This window comes from Herpetosiphon llansteffanensis (assembly GCF_003205875.1).
Classification (GTDB): domain Bacteria; phylum Chloroflexota; class Chloroflexia; order Chloroflexales; family Herpetosiphonaceae; genus Herpetosiphon; species Herpetosiphon llansteffanensis.
Map to the genome: position 1 here is coordinate 1 of NZ_PUBZ01000107.1, position 21,060 is coordinate 21,060.

Consider the following 21,060-nt stretch of genomic DNA (forward strand, 5'->3'; position numbering starts at 1 on the left):
TATAAGAGACAGTCGGGGATCAGGTCATTTATTGCTTGCAAATCAGCACTGCTTGAACCATGGGCAGCTGCTGATCCCCAGCCCTCAACTGCCGATCCCATGGAGTTGCTTATGTCGAAAATGATTGTTTAGTAGGGGTTGGGGATTGAGGATCGAGCCTTTTTGGCTGCTAATTAGCGCTTTTTTGGGCATTTGCGTCTATCAACATCTAATCCTCTGTATTTTGCAAGAGTAGATTTTCACCCATAGTCTTGATATCCACCCTTCCATCCCGCCAGCGGGAAACGCAGGCGGGGCTTTAATCCCCCTTCACCTCAAGGGCAATTTGAGGCTGAGAGGCATCCATTGATGAGCCGTTGGCTTTGTGGTGCTCAGCGGAAACCTAAGCTTGTCAGTCCACAGAATCCGATCCCCATCCCCCAACTGCCGATCCCCATTTATTTATCAGCGCCAGCAAGCTCATCGGAGCGGCCAGCGGCGATGCGTGACCATTGCAAAATTGGCCGTCCAGCAGGCCGATTGACCGCATGGCCATGCTCATCGGTGCGCATTTGGGCTGAGCGCGTGTTGAAAAACCGCTGCGGCCAGCCAGCAGGCGAATCTTCCCACGCTTCTTGGCGGCCATAAATTGTCATATCGAGCATTGCATATGAACTGCCCATCTGCTCGCAGCCACGACCGGTTGTCCAATAGGTTTCAAACACCCGACCATTATTTTGCAAATAGCAAACCCAAATGCCAAAGTGGCGACCAGCAATCAGCCGATCAAGCGAGGCTGCTGGCACAGAATACCAAGGCATGGGCCAGCCCATAAATTCGCGGTAGTGGTTACTTTCGGCAAACGGGCCTTGGCAAAGCACGGCAAAGGTCACATCGCGCGAGTTCAGGTAGCCAAGCTCAAGCACATGGCCAACATTCATGCTACAGCCTTCGCATTGCTGCGCAGCACTGGCACCGTCGTACCACATCATATAGCCTGCAAACAATTGACTACGACCCTCGAAAACGTCGATTAATGGAACTAGCCCGTTTGGCCCAACTACTGGCGTGGTTGCATCGACTTCGACCATTGGCAAGCGGCGACGAGCAGCAGCAATCGCATCGCCCTCGCGGGTGTGGGCTTTCTCGCGAAGGCGAATTGTATCAAGCTCGGCTTGGAATGTAGTGCGATCAACCGTTGCGGGGATACTTGGAGGATTGGCATCAGTAAGCGGAATGTGGTTCTGAGAGCGATCGTCCATTGAATGCTCCTTCATCACTACAATAAACTGCCTTGATTGCCTCCCTATCATAGCATGAAAAAAGAACAAATGATCTATTTGTAGAATGGGGGTCGGTTGATGGGGATCAGGGGTCAGGAGAGCATAGAACATAGAGCTAGGTTTGAAGATCCCCTCACCCCAACCCCTCTCCCGTGGCGCGGGCGAGGGGCTTTAACCTCGTGGTTCTAACACAATTATTGATGAACACTAGTCGGCTCCCCCTCGCCCGCGTTTTCGTGGGAGAGGGGGCTGGGGGGTGAGGGAACATGGCGGCAAACCTGAACCCTAATCCCTGACCTCTGACCCCTCGTCCCTACGCCTGAATAATTGCCAACACTTCGTCGCGTTGGGCTTCCATCAGTTCTTTGCTGCGTGCTTCAAGGTTGAGCCGCAACAATGGCTCGGTGTTGGAGCCACGCACATTAAAGTGCCAATCGGGATAATTCACCGACAAGCCATCCATGGTATGTTGCTCAGCATCGCTGTATTTTTCGGCCAAGGTCGCCAACACAGCCTTCACATCGGCAACTTTGGTGTTGATTTCGCCTGAAATGAAGTAGGTCGATTCAAGCGGAGCCAACAATTCGCTGAGCGTTTTGCCCTTCTTCGAGAGCATTTCCAGAATAATCAGCGATGGAATCACGCCCGAATCGGCATAATTGAAATCGCCAAAATAGTAGTGACCAGTGACTTCGCCAGCAAAAATTGCCCCTTCATTCGACATACGGGCCTTGATGAAGGCATGGCCAACCCGCTCCATCAGCGGCACACCGCCAGCAGCACCAATCAATTCGGGCACGGCCCACGAAGCCCGCACATCATACAGAATCTTGGCCCCTGGGTGTTTTTCAAGGAAATATTGGCCCATCAAGGCGGTCATAAAATCGCCAGAGATAAATTGGCCGCGATTGTCGATCGCAAAGAAGCGGTCGCCGTCGCCATCGAAGGCAAAGCCAACGTCGGCGTTTTCGCTAACCACGCGGGCTTCAAGTTCGGCGCGATTTTCGGGCTGCAATGGATCAAGCCCGTGGTTTGGCAACGTACCATCGGGGTCAAGATACAAGCCAATCAATTCGACTGGCAAGCGTTCGTAAACCCGCTGGAGAATTGGCCCGACCATGCCATTGCCTGTGTCGGCAATCACTTTGAGCGGTTTGAGACTGGCGACATCGATCAACTGCAAAACTGATTCGATAAATTCTTCGCTGAGGTCAAGCTCGCTCATGCTGCCTTGGCGGGTTGGCTCGGCAAACGCTTCGCTCTCGACCAATTGGCGCAAATCTTGAATGCCTGCATCGCCTGAGAGCAATTGGGGCATTTTTTTGACCATCTTGAAGCCATTGTATTGTTTGGGGTTGTGTGAGGCCGTAACCATCATGCCCGGCAAGCCCAATTGGGTACAGGCAAAATAATATTGATCGGTGCTGACCATGCCAATATTGATCACATCAGCGCCTTGGTGCATCAAGCCACGGGTGACGGCATCGAAAATTGATGGGCCTGAGGTGCGCATATCGCGACCAACAATGACTTTTTCTGCTTGCAAAAACGAAGCGAAGGCGCGTCCAATCAAAAATGCTACATCTTCATTCAGTTCGCTGGGGTAAATCCCGCGAATATCGTAGGCTTTGAAAATCCCTGGATTGACCTGCATGGGTGTATCCTTTCTGTGCAGAGCGATCACGGGCTATCATACGCCAAAATTGTTAAATCGCGAAGAGCAGGATTTTTAAATGGCGTATGCAGATCACCACCCCTAGCCTTACAAAGGTAGGTTGTAAGAGATCCCCTCACCCCAACCCCTCTCCCGTGCGCGGGCGAGGGGCTTTAATGCCGTGGTTCTCCCCCAATTCCTTCGTAAAAAAGAGTCGGCTCCCCCTCGCCCGCGTGCAGTGGGAGAGGGGGCTGGGGGGTGAGGGATTGCATTTTATCCCAGATCAACTTGTACACCACGTTGCTCAAAGCGTTGCAATAATTCAGGATCAAATAATTCTGGTTTGATATGGATATCGATCTCGCGTAATTTCGGCAGTGCTAGCCAGCCTTCGATCCATGGAATTTGGACTGGCTCAAGGTTGTAGCCAAGCATTATGCTTTCGAGCTTGGTCAATTGATTCAGCCATTCAGGAATTACATGGTTTGGCCCGATTCTGAGATACAAACTCCGCAGTTGCGACAGCTCGCGAATACTGGCAGGAAATGGCTCATCACTTGATAATCCAAATGATAGATGTTTGAGTTTAGTGAGCGTTGGCAAAATGCGTTCCAAGCTCGCTATGGGAATATCATTACCATGAAGATAAAGTTCCTCAAGCTGCTGGAGTTGGCCCAACCTTGGATCAAGATCAGTCAACGCGCAATCATCAATCGAAAGCTCGCGTAGCTGCTGCAATTCGTGCAACCATGCTGGTAACGTACCGAGTCGATGATTACTCAACCTTAATTCTTCCAGCCTATGCAGGCTGCGCAGCCCATCTAAGCGATGCTGACGGCTGCAATATAAGGTATTCATATGCAGTTTTCGTAAACTATAGTTAGGTCGGGCAGGCGGCAGAATGTGGTCAATCCCTGTGCTGACAAGATTCAAGGTGTGCAAGTTGGGCAATTCTAAAACCCAGCCAGGCAACGCGCGAAACCCTTCGCCAAATAACTTTAGTTCTTCAAGCTGGTGCAATTGGCGAATTGATTCAGGAACTGCTGATCCGCTGATAGTTATTTCTAGGGTTTTGAGGTTTGGTGGCAAGGTCGTTGCGGCAACATCACCACACGTGAGATGTTCAAGTGATTTCCAGTTGTGCCAGACTTGGCTAATTTCACGAAAATCGCCATAGCTTTCGAAATGGGTGAGCTGCGGTAATTCCATGAGCCATGCTGGAACAAGTATCTTGCTATAAAAATTCAACCTGCGCAAATGACCCATTTGCTGGAGCCATTCAGGATAAACGTTCAACGCATCGTGGTTAGACCATAAATCAAGCGCTTCAAGCGTGGTCAGCGTACCAATCAAGTGTTCATTGGGGATACCGCTTGGATAATAGACCAAGTGTTTAATTGGAAGGCTCGCAAACCATTCAGGTATCTCGCCTATATTTAGGCCACTAATATTGAGCGTTTGTAATGAGGGCAACTCGCCTAACCAGCGAGGAAGTTCGTTCAGCTCGGTATAACTGAGATCAAGCGTGTGTAATTGTTGTAATCGCGCTAAATTGGCTGGGAGTTCGGTTACCGATAATTCACGGATATGCAGTTCTTCGAGACTTGATAACTGCCCAATCCATGGCTCCAATCCTTCAATTTCATCGTTGTAGTTGAGATCCAATGTGCGCAACTTGGTTAGCTTGGCAAGTTCAGGTGGCAGTTGCTGCAAACGATTCCTTGATAGGTCTAAGTGTTCAAGATGAGTTAATTCGCCAATTGTTTCTGGTAATGTAGTAATTTTGAGAGACGAAAGATCGAGGGTTGGCTCACGGGTCTGGGCATTTTGGGCAATCCGCGCACGGCACAATTGCTCGTTCATCTTCTGCTCCTTAAACCAAAACGCCACTGCTTTGCTGCAAGAAGTGGCAATTGAATCTCATGGATTGGCATACCCTCACCCCAACCCCTCTCCCGTGGCGCGGGCGAGGGGCTTCATCACGTGGTTCTGGCGCAATTCGTCGATAGAAACGGCTGCTACCACTCGCTCGCGTCGAGTGAGAGAGGGCTGGCCTACAAGGGTCGGTGTTAATATCCCCTCACCCCAACCCCTCTCCCGTGGCGCGGGCGAGGGGCTTCATCACGTGGTTCTGGCGCAATTCGTCGATAGAAACGGCTGCTACCACTCGCTCGCGTCGAGTGAGAGAGGGCTTGTTACGGTGGTTTTCGCCTAATTCGCTGGTCATCCACGACGGCTCCCCCTCGCCCGCGTCGAGTGAGAAAGGGCTTGTTAAGGTGGTTTTCGCCTAATTCGCTGGTCATCCACGACGGCTCCCCCTCGCCCGCGTTCAGTGGGAGAGGGGGCTGGGGGGTGAGGGATTGTTACACGTTGAACAAGAAGTGAGCAATATCGCCATCTTTAACAACGTAGGTTTTGCCTTCGAGCCGCACGGTGCCAGCTTTTTTGGCGGTCGCCATATCGCCAGCCTTCATCAAATCGTCGAAGGCCACGATTTCGGCACGAATAAAGCCACGCTGTAAGTCGGAGTGAATTGTGCCAGCGGCTTCAGCAGCCCCGATGCCTTGGCGAATCGTCCAAGCACGCACTTCGTCGTCGCCTGCGGTCAAGAAGCTAATCAAGCCCATCATGGTATACGAGGCCTTGATTACGCGGTCGCGGGCTGGCTCGGTAATGCCTAAATCTTCCATAAACATTTGGGCATCTTCATCTTCGAGCTGGGCCAATTCGGCCTCAACTTTGCCTGCTAAGGTCACAATTGCGGTTTTTGGCTTGTTGTATTCCAAGACTGGCGGGGTTTTGAGTTGCTTTTCGTCGATGTTGACGACAACCAACATTGGCTTGCCACTGAGGAATTGGAAGCCGCGCAAAACTTTGGCTTCTTCTTCGCTCAATTCTTGGGCGCGAATCGGCACATCTTGTTCGAGGCCCGTATACAAGCGCTCAAGGGCGTTGAGTTCGACCATGCGCACTTCGCGGTCTTTGCCGACCATTTTGGTCACTTCACCACGCAAGCGGCTCAAACGGCGCTCGATAATCGCCATGTCCGAGAACATCAATTCCATATCGACCGAGGCTAAGTCGCGGGCAGCATTGACGCTATCTTGGGCATGCGGAACGCCATCATCCTCAAAAGCTCGCACGACATGCAGCAACGCATCAACTTGGCTGATGTAGTTGAGAAACTGTGGGTTCAAGCCACCACTTTCGTGGGCGTTGCCGCTCATCCCCGCCACGTCGATATATTGCACGTCGGCTGGGGTGAGTTTTTTGGGCTTGTACATTTTGGCCAAGGCATCAAGCCGCTCGTCGGGCACTTTGACCATAGCGATATTTGGCTCGATCTGGCCTGATGAATAGGCGTTCGTTTCAGCGGTATTGCGGGTTAGCGCATTAAATACCGTGGTTTTGCCGCTGTTGGGCAAACCAATAATCCCGATTTTCATGAAACCCCTTTATTTATGGTGTTGGTGTAATTTGAACCGTTGGTGTCGTGGTTGTGCCGCCCAAGCTTTCACGTGGTGGCGGTGGCGATGGCAAGACCATCGAATAAATTCGGTTGCTATTGGCAAGATACAGCATTTTGCTGGAGCCGCTGCCAACCACTGCCACATCGTTGAGCAATTCGAGTTTGATTGTGCTGGTGCTCGGCACTTTCAGCTGTTGAATAATCTCGCCTTGGCGATTAACTTCGATCACCCGTTGATTGACTGCATCAACAATGAAAAAATGGCCTTGGTTGTCGCGGAAGGTTTCGGCGCTGACTTCTTGCTCGACGAACAAGCGCCGGGCGCGTAACGGCGGATCAAGCGCTGGCACGCTCACGGTATCGATCAACGAGCCGCCCTCGAAAATACCAACCGTGCCATCAGGCTGAAGCATATAGATCCGCCCGTCAATCGCAATATCAACGACCGCTTTGGTGTTGAAATCGCCAGTTGAATCGGTGATCCAATTTTCGGGCAAGTTGGCGAACTCGCCTGAGCGATAGCGCAGAATTTCGCCAGCGGTTGCGCTATCGGTGCGCCCCAAATCGTAGACATACAAGCCGCCGCCGTAGGTCTCAATATCAGGGAATGGTTGGCGCGTCCAGAGTTCGCTGCCTTGGATGGTGCGCGAAACCCAGGTTTTGGTGTCGCGCAAATAGAAATAGATATTTGATTGGGCATTGAGATTGGGCGGTGCGTCGATTGCAGCTAGCTCGCCTTCGCGCAACATCACGCTACGAATTGGCGCTGCTGGCAAGCCAGCAATTTCATCGCCATCTTTGAGCAGGCTGGTGGGCTGGCCGCTGCTGCCTTCGGTGTAGCTATAGAGCGCGCCATTCTCGGTGCCAATAAAATACAAGTCGTTTTTGCCAGTGTTTGGCGTGACAATCAGTTTGCCAATCGTATCGCTGGTTGGCATCGTCGTTACCAATTTGAGGTCGGTCAAAAACGATGTGCGATCAATGCTAGCGCGCAGATTATCAGATTTTTTGCGCAACGCCAGATAATCGGCCTTGCGGGTTGGATTGCTCATATAGCCTTGATCGCTGGCCAAGGTTTCGAGATGGGTGTCTAACTCGCCCAATTCTTCCAAGGCGGCGCGATCATCGGTGGCTTTGACTGCGGTTTCAAATTTGGAATTGGCCACATTCAAGCTATCTTGATAGGCGGCTTCGGTGTTTTGGGTGCGCCGATCTTGCACATAGAACCAACCACCGCCAACCAACACAATCAGCAAGGCGATTAATGTCCATGGAATATTGCGCCGCCGCGAACGCCGATACGATAAATCGCCACCGCGAGCTTGCGCAAAGCGCGGCAATGGCGGAGCCATCGGGCGGCTGTTGCGGCCAAAATTGGCAATATAGGTCACGATTGCTGCCAGCAAATAGCGAAATGGCGCAGTGAATTTCTGCCAGCCAGTCAATGGCACAACTGGATCGCGCTGCGGCACGGGCACGGCGGCAAAATCGACTGGCAACGGCTCCATATCGGTCAAATCGATGCTTGGCGCGCTGCTGGCGGCCTGAATTGCCGCGACCATGCTGGTTTCGCCCAAATAGGCGCTGGGCAACCATTGCTCAGCATCACGCAAGCTGCGCGGGCGATAGCGTGGGCGCTCGTTGAGCCAGCCCATATCGCGTGGGTCAACTTCCTCCAGCTCGGCGGGCATTGGGGGCAGTTCGTCGATGGCCGAGCTAGGCTCGCCGTTTTCATCATCTTTTTCGCGGCGCACCATCAAGGCAGCATTGGCCGTGACATCGCTAATCCATTCGCCAACCACGCTGGCAGCAGCCTTGCCACGTTCAGCCAAGCCCTCAGCAGAGAGCAATTCGCTATTCGGGTCGACAAACGGCAGCATATCGATTAAGGCAACATGGGCTTCATTCAAGCTATTGCGCCGTGCAATTGCATACAATTCTTCCAGCGAAGCAGAAGCCTCGGAAAGGCAAAACATGCGCTCTGCATCAGCGCGGCCAAGCACACGTGCCAAACGGCTTGAGCACAGCACCAGCATATCGCCAGCTTCAACCACGTTGCGAAACATTTCTGGCTCGCTGAACAAACTGGTGCCAAGCGCGTTGGGCGGCATAATCGTTGAGCTGCTGACATTCCCTTGCCACGAAGGATTGGTTGGCAAGGCCCGCAATTGGCCACGATGGGCAACATAAGCTTGGGTTGGCTGCACTTGGGCAATATATAAATCGTTGTTGCGCAAGACCGCACATGTACAACCAACCGCTGTTTTTTGGTGATGCGCAGCCTTGAAATTAAATTCATACAGGGCAGTATTGGCAGCTTTTAGGGCATTGCGCAAGCCAGAGGTAATACTAAATGAAGTATCTGCATAAAATGTTTTGATAATAGTTTGGGTAACAAGATCACACGCTTCTTTACCGCGCGCACCTTCATTAACTGCATCGGTTAATACAAACAAATGGCCTTTGCGAGCCTCAGGTGCGAACAAATTATTTGGCATCGCACTATTAATGCGATCGCTCACATCTTGGCGCAAACCATTGACAATGCCAAATTGATAGGTTTGTAATTTATAACGTGACATTTAAGCGTTATTCCATATGGCAGTACTTAATCGTTGCACCCAATCAAGGTTGGTCATATCAAAATGCAGCGGCGTAATCGAGACATGGTTGTTGGCCACTGCGCCAAAATCGGTTCCATCGTCGGGCTTGCCTTCAGGCGCGGCCCCACCAACCCAATAATAGGGGCGGCCACGTGGATCAAGCCGTTTGATCAGCTCGTCGCGATAAATCCGATGGCCCAAGCGGGTAACTTTGGCATCATTAATAATTTCGGCTGAGCCTTGCGGCACATTCACATTCAACAAAATATCGCTGGGCAATTGCAATTCCATGGCGCTCGCGACGATGCGGCGTGCCCAAGTGGCGGCCACACTAAAATCGCTGTCCGGCTTGTAGCCATCAACCAGCGAAATTGCGATTGAGCGAATGCCAACCACAAGGCCTTCCATGGCGGCGGCAACCGTGCCCGAATAGAGCACATCGTGGCCGAGATTGGCCCCAAGGTTGATCCCCGAAACCACCAAATCAGGCCGATGATCGAGCACGCCAAGCAAGGCCAAGCCAACACAATCGGCGGGCGAACCATCGCAAGCGAGGGCTGGGCTGCCATCTGCAAGCTGTACTTCGTTGATGCGCAGCGGGGCAAACAAGGTGCGACTATGACTGCCTGCGCTCCAATTGCGCTCAGGCGCAACAACAGTGACACGGCCAAGCTGCTCAAGTTGGCCTTTCAACGCCAACAAGCCAGGGCTATGCACACCATCATCATTGGAAAGCAAAATGTTCATGATCGCTCCTCAGGCCACCAGAGCCTGCTCATTCGCGGGCATTATAGGGCATTATGCCACGACATGCCAAACGCCAAGCGCTTGTCGTTGCCAACAAGCGCTCGGTTGCTCAATTTAGGGCGTTACCACAGGGGTTGGTTGTGGTTGTTCCGGTATCGGCGATGGCTCAACGACTGGCGTTGGCTCAACAATAATTGTTGTTGGCACTGGCAACACCGGCGTTGGCTGCGCTGGAGTGGTTGGTTGCGCTGGTGGCGCGGTTGGCTGGCTGGTATCCGGCGAGCGAATACCCAAAATAATTACGGTGTTGAGATCCACCGCCGAGCCAACCCCGGGCAAACTACTGACCACCGCATAAGCTGGATATTGATCAAAAACGGGGCCAAGTCGATCGCGGCCTTGATAATCGACCACAATCTTATCTGGTGCAAAGCCCAAGTTCATCAAGATCTGGCGAGCTTGGTTTTCGCCGTAGCCAACCAAATTTGGCATTTGCACTTGGCCCGGCCCCAAAATTGGCGCGGTCGGGGTCAGTGGGTCAGGCGTTGGTGTGCCAGGCGTTGGCGTTGGCGCAACCGCATCGCAGCTTGGCAACTTATCGGGATCAACCGCCACCGGCGAATCTTCGCCATTATCGTTGCGATCGCTGGTATAGCCCTTCCATTTGCTCAGATCGATCCGTTCGTCGTCGTTACTTTCTGGCAACTTCCAAACATAAATCGATGAGATCGCACCTTCTGGATAGTCAGCACCAGCAACTGGGCGACAATAGGTTGATGTTTCTTTGCCCTCAGCATCAGTTGTGGTGAGTCTGACCACCGAGATTTTTTCGTACAGGTCACAGCGCCCACCTGAGTCCAAGCCATCGATAAACAGCTCGTCGGTGCGCCCACCGAATGGGCCTGGAATTTCGCAAATTTCCTCGCGATAGACACCAGGATACGATTTTGCAAAGCTTTGGGGCATAGCATCGATGCCGCCATAGAAGCCAGCCAAGCGATTCATAATGGTGTCGTTGGCAAACATTGCTTCCATCGTGCGCGCCCAAATCACACCACCACCTTGGGTACTTTCCACTTGGGCAGTTTGTTCGTTGTTGTTATTGCCCGTCCAGACCGTTACCGTGACAAATGGCGTAAAGCCCGAAGCCCAAGCATCGCGAAAATCGTTGGTCGTACCGGTTTTGACCGCTGCTGGCAACGAAAGTTTCAAGATGCTGTTGGTGCCGAAAATCGGGCGACGCGCTTCGTTGTCGCTAATCATATTGGTGATGATGTGGTTCAAGCGTCCATCAACACATTGGGTTCCATTCGGCAAACGCGCACCCAAGCGATAATCTTCGCCATCTGGAATCACACATTTGCTGGTATCGCTGACGGCATCGCTCTCTGGGTTGGCGAGCGGGGTAGGCTTGAATTCTTCCAAGGTTTTGCCGCGCGCATCGGTAATTTTGAGAATTGGGGTTGGCGCAAAATAACGGCCACCGCTAGCAACCGTATTGTAGGCTGTCGCCAAATCCAACGGCGTAACTTCGCCACCACCAAGGGTCAGCGCCAAACCATAATAACCAGGATCGTTGGCCAACACGTTGGGCGAAATCCCTAAGCGATGCAACAAATTCAAAGTTTCAGGAATCCCTGCTGCCTTCAGACCTTTGACCGCTGGAATATTCAGCGAGTTGGCAACCGCCGTGCGCGCGCGCAACGGGCCATGGAATTGATTATCAAAGTTTTGCGGCTCGTATTTTACCCCGCGTGGATTGAAGATCGTTGGCACATCCCACAAGACGCTGGCAGGGGTAATGCCCCGTTCGCCCTTGGTCGCAACATATTGCTCCATGCCCGAAAGATAGGTGAATGGCTTCAAGGCCGAGCCTGGTTGACGCAAGGCAGTGGTAACGTTCACCTTGCCATCAAGCACGTTGCCCTCTTCGCCTGGCGTTGTCGTCGTTTCGGAAAGATCATAGCCAATTGAGCCAACCATGGCCAGAATTTGGCCCGTGTTCGGCTGCATGACCACCACTGCCGCATTGTGAATATTGCGTTCAGCATCGTTGAGTTCCTGAATCCGAGTGTAGGCGATGGTTTGGGCCAAATCTTGGGTTTGCAAATCGAGGGTTGTGGTGATGTTCAGACCACCATTCGAAACCACCTCAGCGCCATAGCGTTGTTGCAAATAATCTTTGACATAGAAAACAAAGTGTGGTGCTAACAAACTGACTTCAGGCTTATCAAACTGTAAATCGGTCGCGACCGCAGCCCGTGCTTCGCGCTCAGTCACATAATTGTTGCGCACCATTTGGCGCAGCACTTCGATCTGGCGGCCTTTTGGTGGCACAATCTCGCCTTTAACATCGTTGGCAAGATCGTACATTGGGTCGAGCCAGACATCCTTGGGCAATTTGATCCCTTTGAGCACTAACTTATCATCAAGCCAAGGCATTGGATCATAGGTCGTTGGCAGCTGGGGAATCCCGCCAAGCAACGACGATTGCGCCATATCGAGATCTTTAGCATCAATCCCGAAATAGTTTTGGGCGGCAGCCTGAACGCCATACGACAAGTTGCCATAGGGAATTTCGTTGAGGTAGAGTTCGAGAATTTCGTTTTTGCTATAAACCGTATTCAGCTCTTGGGCCAAGATAATTTCTTTAACTTTACGGCTATAGACGTTGGGATCTTGGCGTTCCTCAGGGGTCAGCACAATTAAGCGCACAACCTGTTGGGTAATGGTTGAAGCACCACCAGCACCGACGCTTTGTTGGGTGATGTTGGCGAAAGTTGCCCGCGCAATACTGAAGTAGTTCACGCCAGAGTTTTCAAAGAACGAAGCATCTTCGGCAGCGACCGTTGCATTAATCAAATGCTTAGAAACTTCATCGAGATTGACCGGAGTTCGCCGACCTTCACCGACAAATTCATACAGCAATGTGCCATTGCGATCATAAATTTTCGAGGCTTGAAAGGCGGTATAGGTATGAATTTGATCAAGCCGTGGCTTCAAGTTGGCGGCAATTCCATTGTAGGTAACGGCCATTGCCACCCCAGCAACAGCCATAAATACCAGCCCAACTACCAGCAAGCCCATAAAAGCAATGCCGATGCGGCGGCCCATCGAGCGCGGAGCGCCCTTGTTGCCAAGCCGCGAGGGAATAAAACGTGTTGTTCGGCGTTGTCGCCGTGATATTGCATTACGAGTTGTTTGACGCATAGTAGACACATACCCCTTTGAATTCGGTGTGTGGTCGCTGGATATATAACAAGGCGGCTCGCGCCGCCTCGGATATTCTACCATGCTCAAGTTAGGAAGTTGCAAAAATTGCGACTTTTTCAGCTCTCCATCAGTTGAACATCAGGCAAGCGCAGGGGCTAAACGGGCCATGGTATAGGCATCGACCAGCTTGCCGCCGCGATAGGCGTAGTTGCGCAAGGTGCCTTCGACCGCAAAATCAAAGCGCTTGTAGAGCGTAATTGCTGGCGTATTGTCGGTAAACACCACAATTTCGAGCCGGCTTAAACCAAGCCAATTTTCGGCCAAATCGATGATCGCAGCCATCAAAGCTGCGCCAATGCCGCGGCCTTGGTAATCGTCGCGCACCGCTAGCTCCAAATCGCCTGCATGGCGGCGACGGCCCTCACCAATTTCAAGGCTAATTACGCCCACAACCATGGCATCGATGGTGGCAACCAAGCGTGGCGTTTCGGTATCGGGATTTTCAACCCGCCGCCGCCAAACATCCTGCGCTGGAAATGGCACGTGCAATGATCCATCAAGCACGTTTGGCCCGCTAAATATGGTCGCAAGGTCAAGGTAATCATCTGGCTCCAAGGCCCGAATGATAATATCCAAGGTTTTACTCATGAAACTACTTTCTCGAAAAACTTAGCTAACACGATATAAGGGTGTTTGGCGCAAGGCGGCCAAATCTGCCGCGCCAGTACAAAACATACTGATGCGCAATTGCGCAATAATTGCCGCAATGGCTGCATGAACTGCATCGCTGCCGCCCTTGTTTTGGGCCAATAAATTTGGCGCAGCCGATGCACCCAAATCAGCGCCAAGCGCAATTGCTTTGGCAATATCCAGCCCGCTGCGCACGCCACCAGAGCCAATAATACCAATTGTTGGCAAGGCTGCGCGCACCTGTTTAATTGCTTCGGTGGTGGGAATACCCCAACCAGCAAATGTGGCGGCAATGCCTTGTCCAGCCTGCGTATGCTGGCGAAAGCGTTCAACTTCGCTCCAACTGGTGCCACCAGCACCAGCCACATCGATCGCCTGCACGCCAGCCTCGACCAAACGCTTGGCCGCTTTGCCGCCAATGCCGTTGCCAACTTCTTTGGCAATCACTGGCACGGGCAAGGCCCGACAAAGCGCCTCAATTTTAGTCAATAAGCCAGCAAAATTGGTATCGCCTTCTGGCTGCACTGCCTCTTGCAAGGCATTAAAATGCAAAATCAGCGCATCGGCCTCAATCATATCAACGGCGCGTTGGCATTGCTCGATGCCATAGCCATAGTTGAGTTGCACCGCACCCAAATTAGCAAACAAGGCAATATCAGGCGCGACCCGCCGCACTTGATATGACGAAGCCAAGCTGGGGTCGAAGATGGCCGCTCGTTGCGAGCCAACGCCCATCGCCACACCCAAGGCTTGAGCTGCTTCGGCCAATTGTAAATTAATTTCCTCGGTTGGGGCAGCGCCACCAGTCATCGAGCTAATTAAAAATGGAGCTTTGAGCTGCTTGCCCAAAAACGTGGTGCTCAAATCAATGCTGTGCATATCCAATTCTGGCAGGGCATCGTGTTCAAAATGATAGCTGCCAAAGCCAGTTGTAATGCCTTTGGCGTTCACATCTTCGTTGATCACAATATTAACATGATCGATTTTGCGGCCTTCGGTTGCAGTTTCTGTCATGATCCAGCCTCGTTATTCCTCATCAGCCCCAAAAAATTCAAGCCATTCGTCGATCTCATCGGGATGCACTGGCGGCGGTGGTTTGTGCAACCGTTCGCCGGTGCTTGCCTGCGGGTTTTTGCTACCGCGCGAGAGCCGTGGCCGTCCATCAGCATCACGCGGAATTGGGTCGGGCTGATCTTTGCGGCGCGGCGGAAGTTGCCAACGCTCAGGCGGTTGTGGCACAACAATTGGTTTAGCAGCCTGGGGCGAACGCCGTTTAGCTTGCGTACCAGTGCGCTGTTGGCTTGGGTGGTTTGGCTTGGGTTTGCGCGTCAGATCAACTTTGCTCTCGGCGCTTTCTTTATCAAAGCCAAAAAAATCCAGCCATTCTGGCAACTGATCTTGGCGCACATGAGCATGCATCTCTTGATGAGTCGGCGCATTCGGATCAGCAGCACCCATCGATTCGAGCAGGGCAGCAAAATCGCGGGCGTTAATCACCCGTGCGCCAACCGCATCGGCCACATAGGTAATCGCGCGGTCGGATGAAACCAGCACCCATTCGCTTGCTCGTGATAAACGCACAAGTTGCGATTTGATCATCTCGTCTGCATCGCTTGGTGAGCGGGCAAAACGCACAGTTACGCCACCGCCGCCAAGCGTGCGCTGGGTATATTGGCCGCGGTCAAAGACCACCGAAACGCTGACTTTGCGCGTAATTGCAAAGCGTTGCAACAATTGCACTAATTTTGCTTCGTCATCAGGATCATTGAGGCGAATCGTCGCCAGTTGGCCAATTAAATTATGGCCATCAATTAAGTAGGGCATACACAGCCTCGGTTGGTTGTTTGTATGATCCCCGTAGCCTACGGGCGATCAGCGTTTTTAGTTTTCACTGCTGCGCTCGTAGAACGCGGATACAGCATATTGACGCTCGAAATGCCATGTGCCAGCGCTTGTCACAATGCTATAGGATATACATCATAACAAATAATTGGCTTGCTGGGCGGTCTTAATTTGGTTGTTTGCGGTTAATTGTACGTCAAGGAGCAGGATATGCAGCATCAATCTGTGCGGCAATTGTTTGAAGCAGCAGAAATTGGAAGTTTATCGCCATTGGCGGCCTATAGCGCGAACGCCAAACGCGATCAGCCTGAGCCAGCCTCGCCAGTGCGCACCGAGTTTCAGCGCGATCGCGACCGAATTTTGCATTCCAAGGCATTTCGACGGCTGAAACATAAAACCCAAGTTTTTATTGCACCGATCGGCGATCACTATCGCACCCGTTTAACCCACACACTCGAAGTAACCCAAATTGCGCGCACGATTGGCCGCGCTTTGCTACTCAACGAAGATTTGATCGAAGCCATTGGCTTAGGCCACGATTTGGGTCACACGCCATTTGGTCATGCAGGCGAGGCCGCGTTGGCCAAAGCGATTGGCCGCAGATTTCGCCACAACGAGCAAAGCGTGCGCGTGGTTGAGTTGTTGGAGAAACATGGCGAGGGTCTGAATTTAACCCAGCAAGTGCGCGAAGGCATTTATTCGCACTCCAAATCGCGCAAAGATATTACCACCGCAACCTGGGGCACAGCCTCAACGCTCGAAGGCCAAATTATTAAATTGGCTGATAGCGTGGCCTACATTAACCATGACATTGATGATGCAATGCGGGCTGGCATTTTGCAGCTGAATGATTTGCCCAGCGCCTATGTTGCCATGCTTGGCACAACCCACGCCGAGCGCATCAATACCATGGTCTGCGATATGATCGACCATAATTGGTGGGCACGCGGCGAGCAACCAGCTCCCAGCGATTTGGCGATTAGCATGAGCCCGCAAATTTTAGAGGCCACCAACGGCGTACGCGAATATATGTATGCCAATGTCTACCTGCGCGGCCCGGCCAAAACCGAAGATGGCAAGGTCGATTATGTCATCAACACCTTGTATGAATATTATTGCAAGCATCCCGAGGCCGTGCCCAGCGATCTGCTGGCAATTTGCCAACAACGCGGCGAGCCAGTCGAACGCGCAGTAATCGATTATATTGCTGGCATGACCGACCGCTATGCGCTCAAAAAATTCAACGATCTGTTTATTCCCAAAACGTGGGATATGTAGAACGAGGGGGCAGGGTTCAGGGACTAGGGGCTAGGGGCTAGGGGCCAGAAGTTAAGCTATGGGCTGTTGGCTTTTGGAGATGTAGTGGAAGGTACGATCAACGCAGAGGCGCAGAGAACGAAACCACGAAGAGCACGAAGGACACGAAGGTTAAGTTTTTTTGGTTACAGATTGTACAGATTATTTTGATTCGGGTTCCAATAGCTCTCACTTCTCTGCGCCTCTGCGTTAAGGATTGGGTAAACGCTTGAAGGCTTATAAATGTCATAGAAATGATAAACCTCAACTTTGTGCTCTTCGTGTCCTTCGTGGTTAAATAAAGCCAAAAGCCTATAGCCTCGTCCTTCGTGCTCTTCGTGTCCTTCGTGGTTAAACAAAACCTGATCCCTGATCCCTAGCCCCCGACCCCCAACACCCGATCCCTCGTTCTATATTCTTGGTTTATAATAGCGATCTATTGATACTTGACTAGACACAGCCAACTGTGGAGGTTTACCAGGTGCAAACGTATTTGTTTTCGGCAGAAGTTGTTTTGGGGATTGCCTTGATTGCTTTGGTGCTTTTACAAGCCAAAGGCAATAGCGCCAGTGTGTTGGGTGGCCGCAACACCTCAGCCGCCTATCGAACCCGTCGCGGCGTTGAAAAAACCCTGTTTAGCGTAACGATTGTGATCGCCAGCGTATTGATTCTCTTGGCGCTGTTGCATCCCTTCTTATTAACAGTCTAAGCGTATGGTTCGACGTATTCGCTGGCAAATTGGAGCCACCTTGGTTTGTGCTAGTCTGATTTTGTTGTTGTTGGCGCACTTAGCGCTAGCAACAACAGCAGGCGGCGAGGCTGGCGTTGGCGGGGTGTATCGCGAGGCCTTGGTTGGCGAGGTCAACGATCTCAACCCATTGCGCGGTAGCGCTCAAACCCGCGCCGAGGCCGACCTCAGTGGCTTGTTGTTCGAGGGCTTGACCCGCGTTGAGGCCACCGGCGTGGTTGTGCCTGATCTTGCAGAAAATTGGCAGGTCAGCAGCAATAACTTGGTCTATACCATGACCTTACGCAATGATGTTCGTTGGCACGATGCCACAGCGTTTTCCGCCAACGATGTAATCTGGACGATCGACTGGATCAAAAGCCCACAATTCAATGGCGACCCAAGCCTCAAGTTGGCCTGGCAAAACATCGCGGTTACGGCGCTCAATCCGCAAACTGTGCGCTTTAATTTGCCCGTAGCTTTCGCGCCATTCCTCAATCAACTTACTGTGCCGATGTTACCATCGCATTTGTTGCGCAACGCCACACCAGAGCAATGGCAAGCGTGGAACCAGCAACCAATTGGTACTGGCAGTTTTCGCTTTGGCCAGCGCGATGGCAATTTAATCGAATTGGTGGCAAATGCCGATTATCGGCCCAATATTCCCAATAGTCGCCCCAATTTGGAGCGGCTGGAGTTTCGGCTGTACCCAACCATGGAAGCAGCCCACGAAGCGTTGCGCCGCGATGCGGTCGATGCCTTTACCTACGATGTGACTGAGCAAGGCGAATTGCCGCTGCCAGTCGGCTATCGGCGGGTTCGCGCACCATTGGCCGATTATGTGGTGCTGACGATTAATTTGCGTCGTCCGCCACTTGATGATTTGCGCGTGCGCCAAGCCATCGACTATGCAGTTGACCCAAATACCTTGATTGCTGAGGTGCTGCAAAATCGGGCCTTGCCTTTGACCTCGCCAATTTTGCCTTCATCGTGGGCGGTGGCCGATGAACTGACTGGCTATATCGACGATGCAGAGCAAAGTCGCGCCAATGGCTTGCTCGATCAAGCAGGCTGGCAGCGCGATGAGCAAGGTTGGCGGCGCAAAGCTGGCCAATTATTGCGCTTTGAACTGGTCAGCGCCAATAGCCCTGAACGCAGCGCAATTGCCGAGCGAATTCAGGCCCAATTAGCGACGGTTGGCGTTTCAACCAGCCTGCAATTGGTGCCAAGCAGCAATTTGCAAGATACGCTCAGCCAACATACCTTCGATATGGCGATTCATGGTTGGTCGAATTTAGGCAGCGATCCCGATGTCTATGAATTATGGCATTCGTCGCAGGTCAACGCCGCCAACTTTGCTGGCCTCGAAGATCCAGCAATTGACGATTTATTGGTACGAGCGCGCCAAACCACCAACCAAGAGACCCGCCGCGAATTGTATGCAGAGTTTCAGGCCAAATGGCTGGCCCTTGCGCCCTCGGTGATGCTCTATCAGCCATTGTTGGAGCAGCAAGTCGCGCCATCAATTGAGGTGCTGGGCCTTGCGCCAATCAATCAGCAGGCCGAAGTGCTCTATCGCTACAGCGACCGCTTCCGCCGCATCGCCAATTGGTATCAAGTAACGACCCGTCAAGTGTTACCCAACTTCCGCAATGAACCACAAAACGAACGCCCACGCTAAACAGCTGGGCGTTGCGGCTTTTTAGGGTTGTTGATGAGAAAGGATCGATCACATGACCACCCAAACCTTACCGCACTGGGATCTTTCAGTTGTTTACCCCAGCCTCGAATCACCTGAATTTGCCGAAGGCTTTGAAAAACTCAAGCAACAAGTTGCTGAACTCAAACGCTTGTTTGATCAAGCTACGATTCAACGTAGTGAAAACCAAGTGCTTGATTCGGCAACCATAGCGACCTTTGAAACCGTAACCAATGCACTCAACCAAGCCCATGAGGCAGTATCAACAACATTTAGCTATGTGATGGGCTTCGTCGCCACCGACACCCGCAATACGGTCGCTCAAGCGCGGTTCAGCGAAATGCAGCAATTGGGCATGCAACTCCAACAATTAGGCATTCGTTGGGTGGCTTGGATTGGTGGCTTGGATGTTGAGCAATTAATCACCAAATCAGCGTTAGCCGCCGACCATGCCTACGCCTTGCAAAAAGCCAAGCAAGAAGCAACTCACTTGATGTCGCCAGCAGAAGAAGTGTTGGCCGTAGAACTCAATTTGAGCGGCGCGAATGCTTGGAGCAAATTGCACACGGTCGTTAGTTCGCAGCTCAATGTGCCAGTCGAACTTGATGGCGAGACCAAGCACATGCCCATGAGCATGGTGCGCAACTTGGCCTTTGATCCCAAGCGCGAGGTGCGCAAAAGCGCCTATGAAGCAGAATTAGCTGGCTGGAAGCAGGTTGAAACCCCGCTGGCCGCTGCAATTAATAGCATCAAAGGCCAAGTCAACACCTTGGCAGGCCATCGTGGTTGGGCCACGGCTTTGGATGAGGCGCTGGCTGATAACAACATTGATCGCCAAACCCTTGATGCGATGCTGACCGCCGCCCGCGAAACCTTCCCAGATTTCCGGCGCTACTTGCAGGCCAAAGCGCGCTTGCTCGGTAGCGGCGAACGCTTGCCATGGTTCGATCTCTTTGCGCCCATTGGCAACGATGTCAGCACATGGGAATACGCCGAATCCGAAGCGTTTATTTTGGAGCATTTCGGCAGCTATTCGCAACGCTTGCGCGATTATGCCGCTCGCGCCTTCGATGAAAATTGGATCGATGCCGAGCCACGGGCTGGTAAACGTGACGGGGCGTTTTGTATGCGCTTGGTTGGCGATGAATCACGCATTCTCAGCAACTATAAGCCATCGTTTGCAGGAATGCGCACCCTTGCACATGAGTTGGGTCACGGCTATCATAATCTTAACTTAGCCGAAACCACGCCATTGCAGCGCCAAATTCCCATGACCTTGGCCGAAACCGCCAGCATTTTTTGCGAAACGATTGTGCGCAACGCAGCCTTGGCCAAAGCCGAGCCAGCTACTCAATTGGCAATCATCGAATCGTCCTTGCAAAATAGCTGTCAGTTGGTCGTCGATATTAGCAGCCGCTTTATCTTCGAGCAAAGCCTGTTCGAAGCCCGCCAAGCCCGCGAGCTAAGCGTGCAAGAAATTAACGATCTGATGCTCAAGGCCCAAGCTGAAACCTATGGCGATGGCATCGACGAACAGTATTATCATCCGTATATGTGGGCGGTCAAAGGCCATTATTACAGCGCTGAACGCTCGTTTTACAACTATCCGTATATGTTTGGCTTGTTGTTTGGCTTGGGCTTATATGCCCAATATGTGGCAACGCCCGACGAGTTCCGCGCCAAATACGATGATTTATTGGCTGCTTCGGGCAAGGCCGATGCTGCAACCTTGGCCGAACGCTTTGGAATTGACATTCGGACACCAGATTTTTGGCGGGCAAGCTTGGCTACGGTCAAGGCCGACATCGACCGCTTCGTTGAGCTAAGCGAGCAATTATTGGATGCTCCCGCCAACTAA

At 52.2% G+C, this 21,060-nt stretch carries 14 protein-coding genes; 4 read left to right on the plus strand and 10 right to left on the minus strand.

Features of this window, described 5'->3' with window-relative positions; genetic code table 11:
* Positions 1-437: 437 nt before the first annotated feature.
* The 10 genes from C5S61_RS16395 to C5S61_RS16440 form a co-directional block, all read right to left on the minus strand.
* Complete coding sequence (locus C5S61_RS16395) at positions 438-1,241, minus strand: DUF899 domain-containing protein (RefSeq protein WP_110516521.1); 804 nt, start codon at positions 1,239-1,241, stop codon at positions 438-440.
* Positions 1,242-1,575: 334 nt separating this feature from the next.
* Positions 1,576-2,916, minus strand: a complete 1,341-nt coding sequence (locus C5S61_RS16400; protein ID WP_110516523.1) for a phosphomannomutase/phosphoglucomutase — start codon at positions 2,914-2,916, stop codon at positions 1,576-1,578.
* A gap of 273 nt (positions 2,917-3,189) precedes the next feature.
* Entirely contained in the window at positions 3,190-4,779 is a 1,590-nt protein-coding gene (locus tag C5S61_RS16405) for a leucine-rich repeat domain-containing protein (RefSeq protein WP_110516526.1), read from the minus strand.
* A gap of 500 nt (positions 4,780-5,279) precedes the next feature.
* Positions 5,280-6,362: a redox-regulated ATPase YchF gene (gene ychF, locus C5S61_RS16410; RefSeq protein WP_110516528.1), complete on the minus strand. Its 1,083-nt coding sequence runs from the start codon at positions 6,360-6,362 to the stop codon at positions 5,280-5,282.
* Positions 6,363-6,375: 13 nt separating this feature from the next.
* On the minus strand, positions 6,376-8,967 hold the full coding sequence (locus tag C5S61_RS16415) for a hypothetical protein (RefSeq protein ID WP_110516530.1): 2,592 nt from the start codon (positions 8,965-8,967) through the stop codon (positions 6,376-6,378).
* On the minus strand, positions 8,968-9,735 hold the full coding sequence (gene surE / locus C5S61_RS16420) for a 5'/3'-nucleotidase SurE (RefSeq protein ID WP_110516532.1): 768 nt from the start codon (positions 9,733-9,735) through the stop codon (positions 8,968-8,970).
* A gap of 114 nt (positions 9,736-9,849) precedes the next feature.
* Complete coding sequence (locus C5S61_RS16425) at positions 9,850-12,945, minus strand: transglycosylase domain-containing protein (RefSeq protein ID WP_164689560.1); 3,096 nt, start codon at positions 12,943-12,945, stop codon at positions 9,850-9,852.
* Between the two features lie 141 nt (positions 12,946-13,086).
* Positions 13,087-13,596 (minus strand): GNAT family N-acetyltransferase, encoded by a 510-nt coding sequence (locus C5S61_RS16430; protein WP_110516536.1) that lies wholly within the window; start codon positions 13,594-13,596, stop codon positions 13,087-13,089.
* 21 nt (positions 13,597-13,617) lie between these two features.
* Positions 13,618-14,652 (minus strand): type 2 isopentenyl-diphosphate Delta-isomerase, encoded by a 1,035-nt coding sequence (gene fni / locus C5S61_RS16435; protein WP_110516538.1) that lies wholly within the window; start codon positions 14,650-14,652, stop codon positions 13,618-13,620.
* 12 nt (positions 14,653-14,664) lie between these two features.
* Positions 14,665-15,462: an NYN domain-containing protein gene (locus C5S61_RS16440; protein ID WP_110516540.1), complete on the minus strand. Its 798-nt coding sequence runs from the start codon at positions 15,460-15,462 to the stop codon at positions 14,665-14,667.
* A gap of 228 nt (positions 15,463-15,690) precedes the next feature.
* Here C5S61_RS16440 and C5S61_RS16445 point away from each other — a divergent pair, with 228 nt between their 5' ends.
* From C5S61_RS16445 to C5S61_RS16460, 4 genes are all read left to right on the plus strand, one after another.
* A complete protein-coding gene (locus C5S61_RS16445; RefSeq protein WP_110516542.1) occupies positions 15,691-16,758 on the plus strand; it encodes a deoxyguanosinetriphosphate triphosphohydrolase in 1,068 nt (355 codons plus the stop codon).
* A 499-nt stretch (positions 16,759-17,257) separates the two neighbouring features.
* Positions 17,258-17,485 carry a preprotein translocase subunit SecG gene (gene secG / locus C5S61_RS16450; RefSeq protein WP_164689561.1) on the plus strand — a complete coding sequence of 76 codons (228 nt, stop codon included), beginning with the start codon at positions 17,258-17,260 and terminating at the stop codon, positions 17,483-17,485.
* Positions 17,486-17,489: 4 nt separating this feature from the next.
* Positions 17,490-19,184 carry a peptide ABC transporter substrate-binding protein gene (locus C5S61_RS16455; RefSeq protein WP_110516545.1) on the plus strand — a complete coding sequence of 565 codons (1,695 nt, stop codon included), beginning with the start codon at positions 17,490-17,492 and terminating at the stop codon, positions 19,182-19,184.
* Positions 19,185-19,236: 52 nt separating this feature from the next.
* On the plus strand, positions 19,237-21,060 hold the full coding sequence (locus C5S61_RS16460; RefSeq protein ID WP_110516548.1) for a M3 family oligoendopeptidase: 1,824 nt from the start codon (positions 19,237-19,239) through the stop codon (positions 21,058-21,060).

What these genes read in the sequence shown, in the direction of transcription:
- C5S61_RS16440 (WP_110516540.1), bottom strand. Translation starts at nt 15,462, where the DNA reads ATGCCCTACTTAATTGATGGCCATAATTTAATTGGCCAACTGGCGACG.
- fni (WP_110516538.1), bottom strand. Translation starts at nt 14,652, where the DNA reads ATGACAGAAACTGCAACCGAAGGCCGCAAAATCGATCATGTTAATATT.
- C5S61_RS16455 (WP_110516545.1), top strand. Translation starts at nt 17,490, where the DNA reads ATGGTTCGACGTATTCGCTGGCAAATTGGAGCCACCTTGGTTTGTGCT.
- C5S61_RS16395 (WP_110516521.1), bottom strand. Translation starts at nt 1,241, where the DNA reads ATGGACGATCGCTCTCAGAACCACATTCCGCTTACTGATGCCAATCCT.
- C5S61_RS16425 (WP_164689560.1), bottom strand. Translation starts at nt 12,945, where the DNA reads ATGCGTCAAACAACTCGTAATGCAATATCACGGCGACAACGCCGAACA.
- C5S61_RS16405 (WP_110516526.1), bottom strand. Translation starts at nt 4,779, where the DNA reads ATGAACGAGCAATTGTGCCGTGCGCGGATTGCCCAAAATGCCCAGACC.
- C5S61_RS16445 (WP_110516542.1), top strand. Translation starts at nt 15,691, where the DNA reads ATGCAGCATCAATCTGTGCGGCAATTGTTTGAAGCAGCAGAAATTGGA.
- ychF (WP_110516528.1), bottom strand. Translation starts at nt 6,362, where the DNA reads ATGAAAATCGGGATTATTGGTTTGCCCAACAGCGGCAAAACCACGGTA.
- C5S61_RS16460 (WP_110516548.1), top strand. Translation starts at nt 19,237, where the DNA reads ATGACCACCCAAACCTTACCGCACTGGGATCTTTCAGTTGTTTACCCC.
- surE (WP_110516532.1), bottom strand. Translation starts at nt 9,735, where the DNA reads ATGAACATTTTGCTTTCCAATGATGATGGTGTGCATAGCCCTGGCTTG.
- C5S61_RS16430 (WP_110516536.1), bottom strand. Translation starts at nt 13,596, where the DNA reads ATGAGTAAAACCTTGGATATTATCATTCGGGCCTTGGAGCCAGATGAT.
- C5S61_RS16415 (WP_110516530.1), bottom strand. Translation starts at nt 8,967, where the DNA reads ATGTCACGTTATAAATTACAAACCTATCAATTTGGCATTGTCAATGGT.
- C5S61_RS16400 (WP_110516523.1), bottom strand. Translation starts at nt 2,916, where the DNA reads ATGCAGGTCAATCCAGGGATTTTCAAAGCCTACGATATTCGCGGGATT.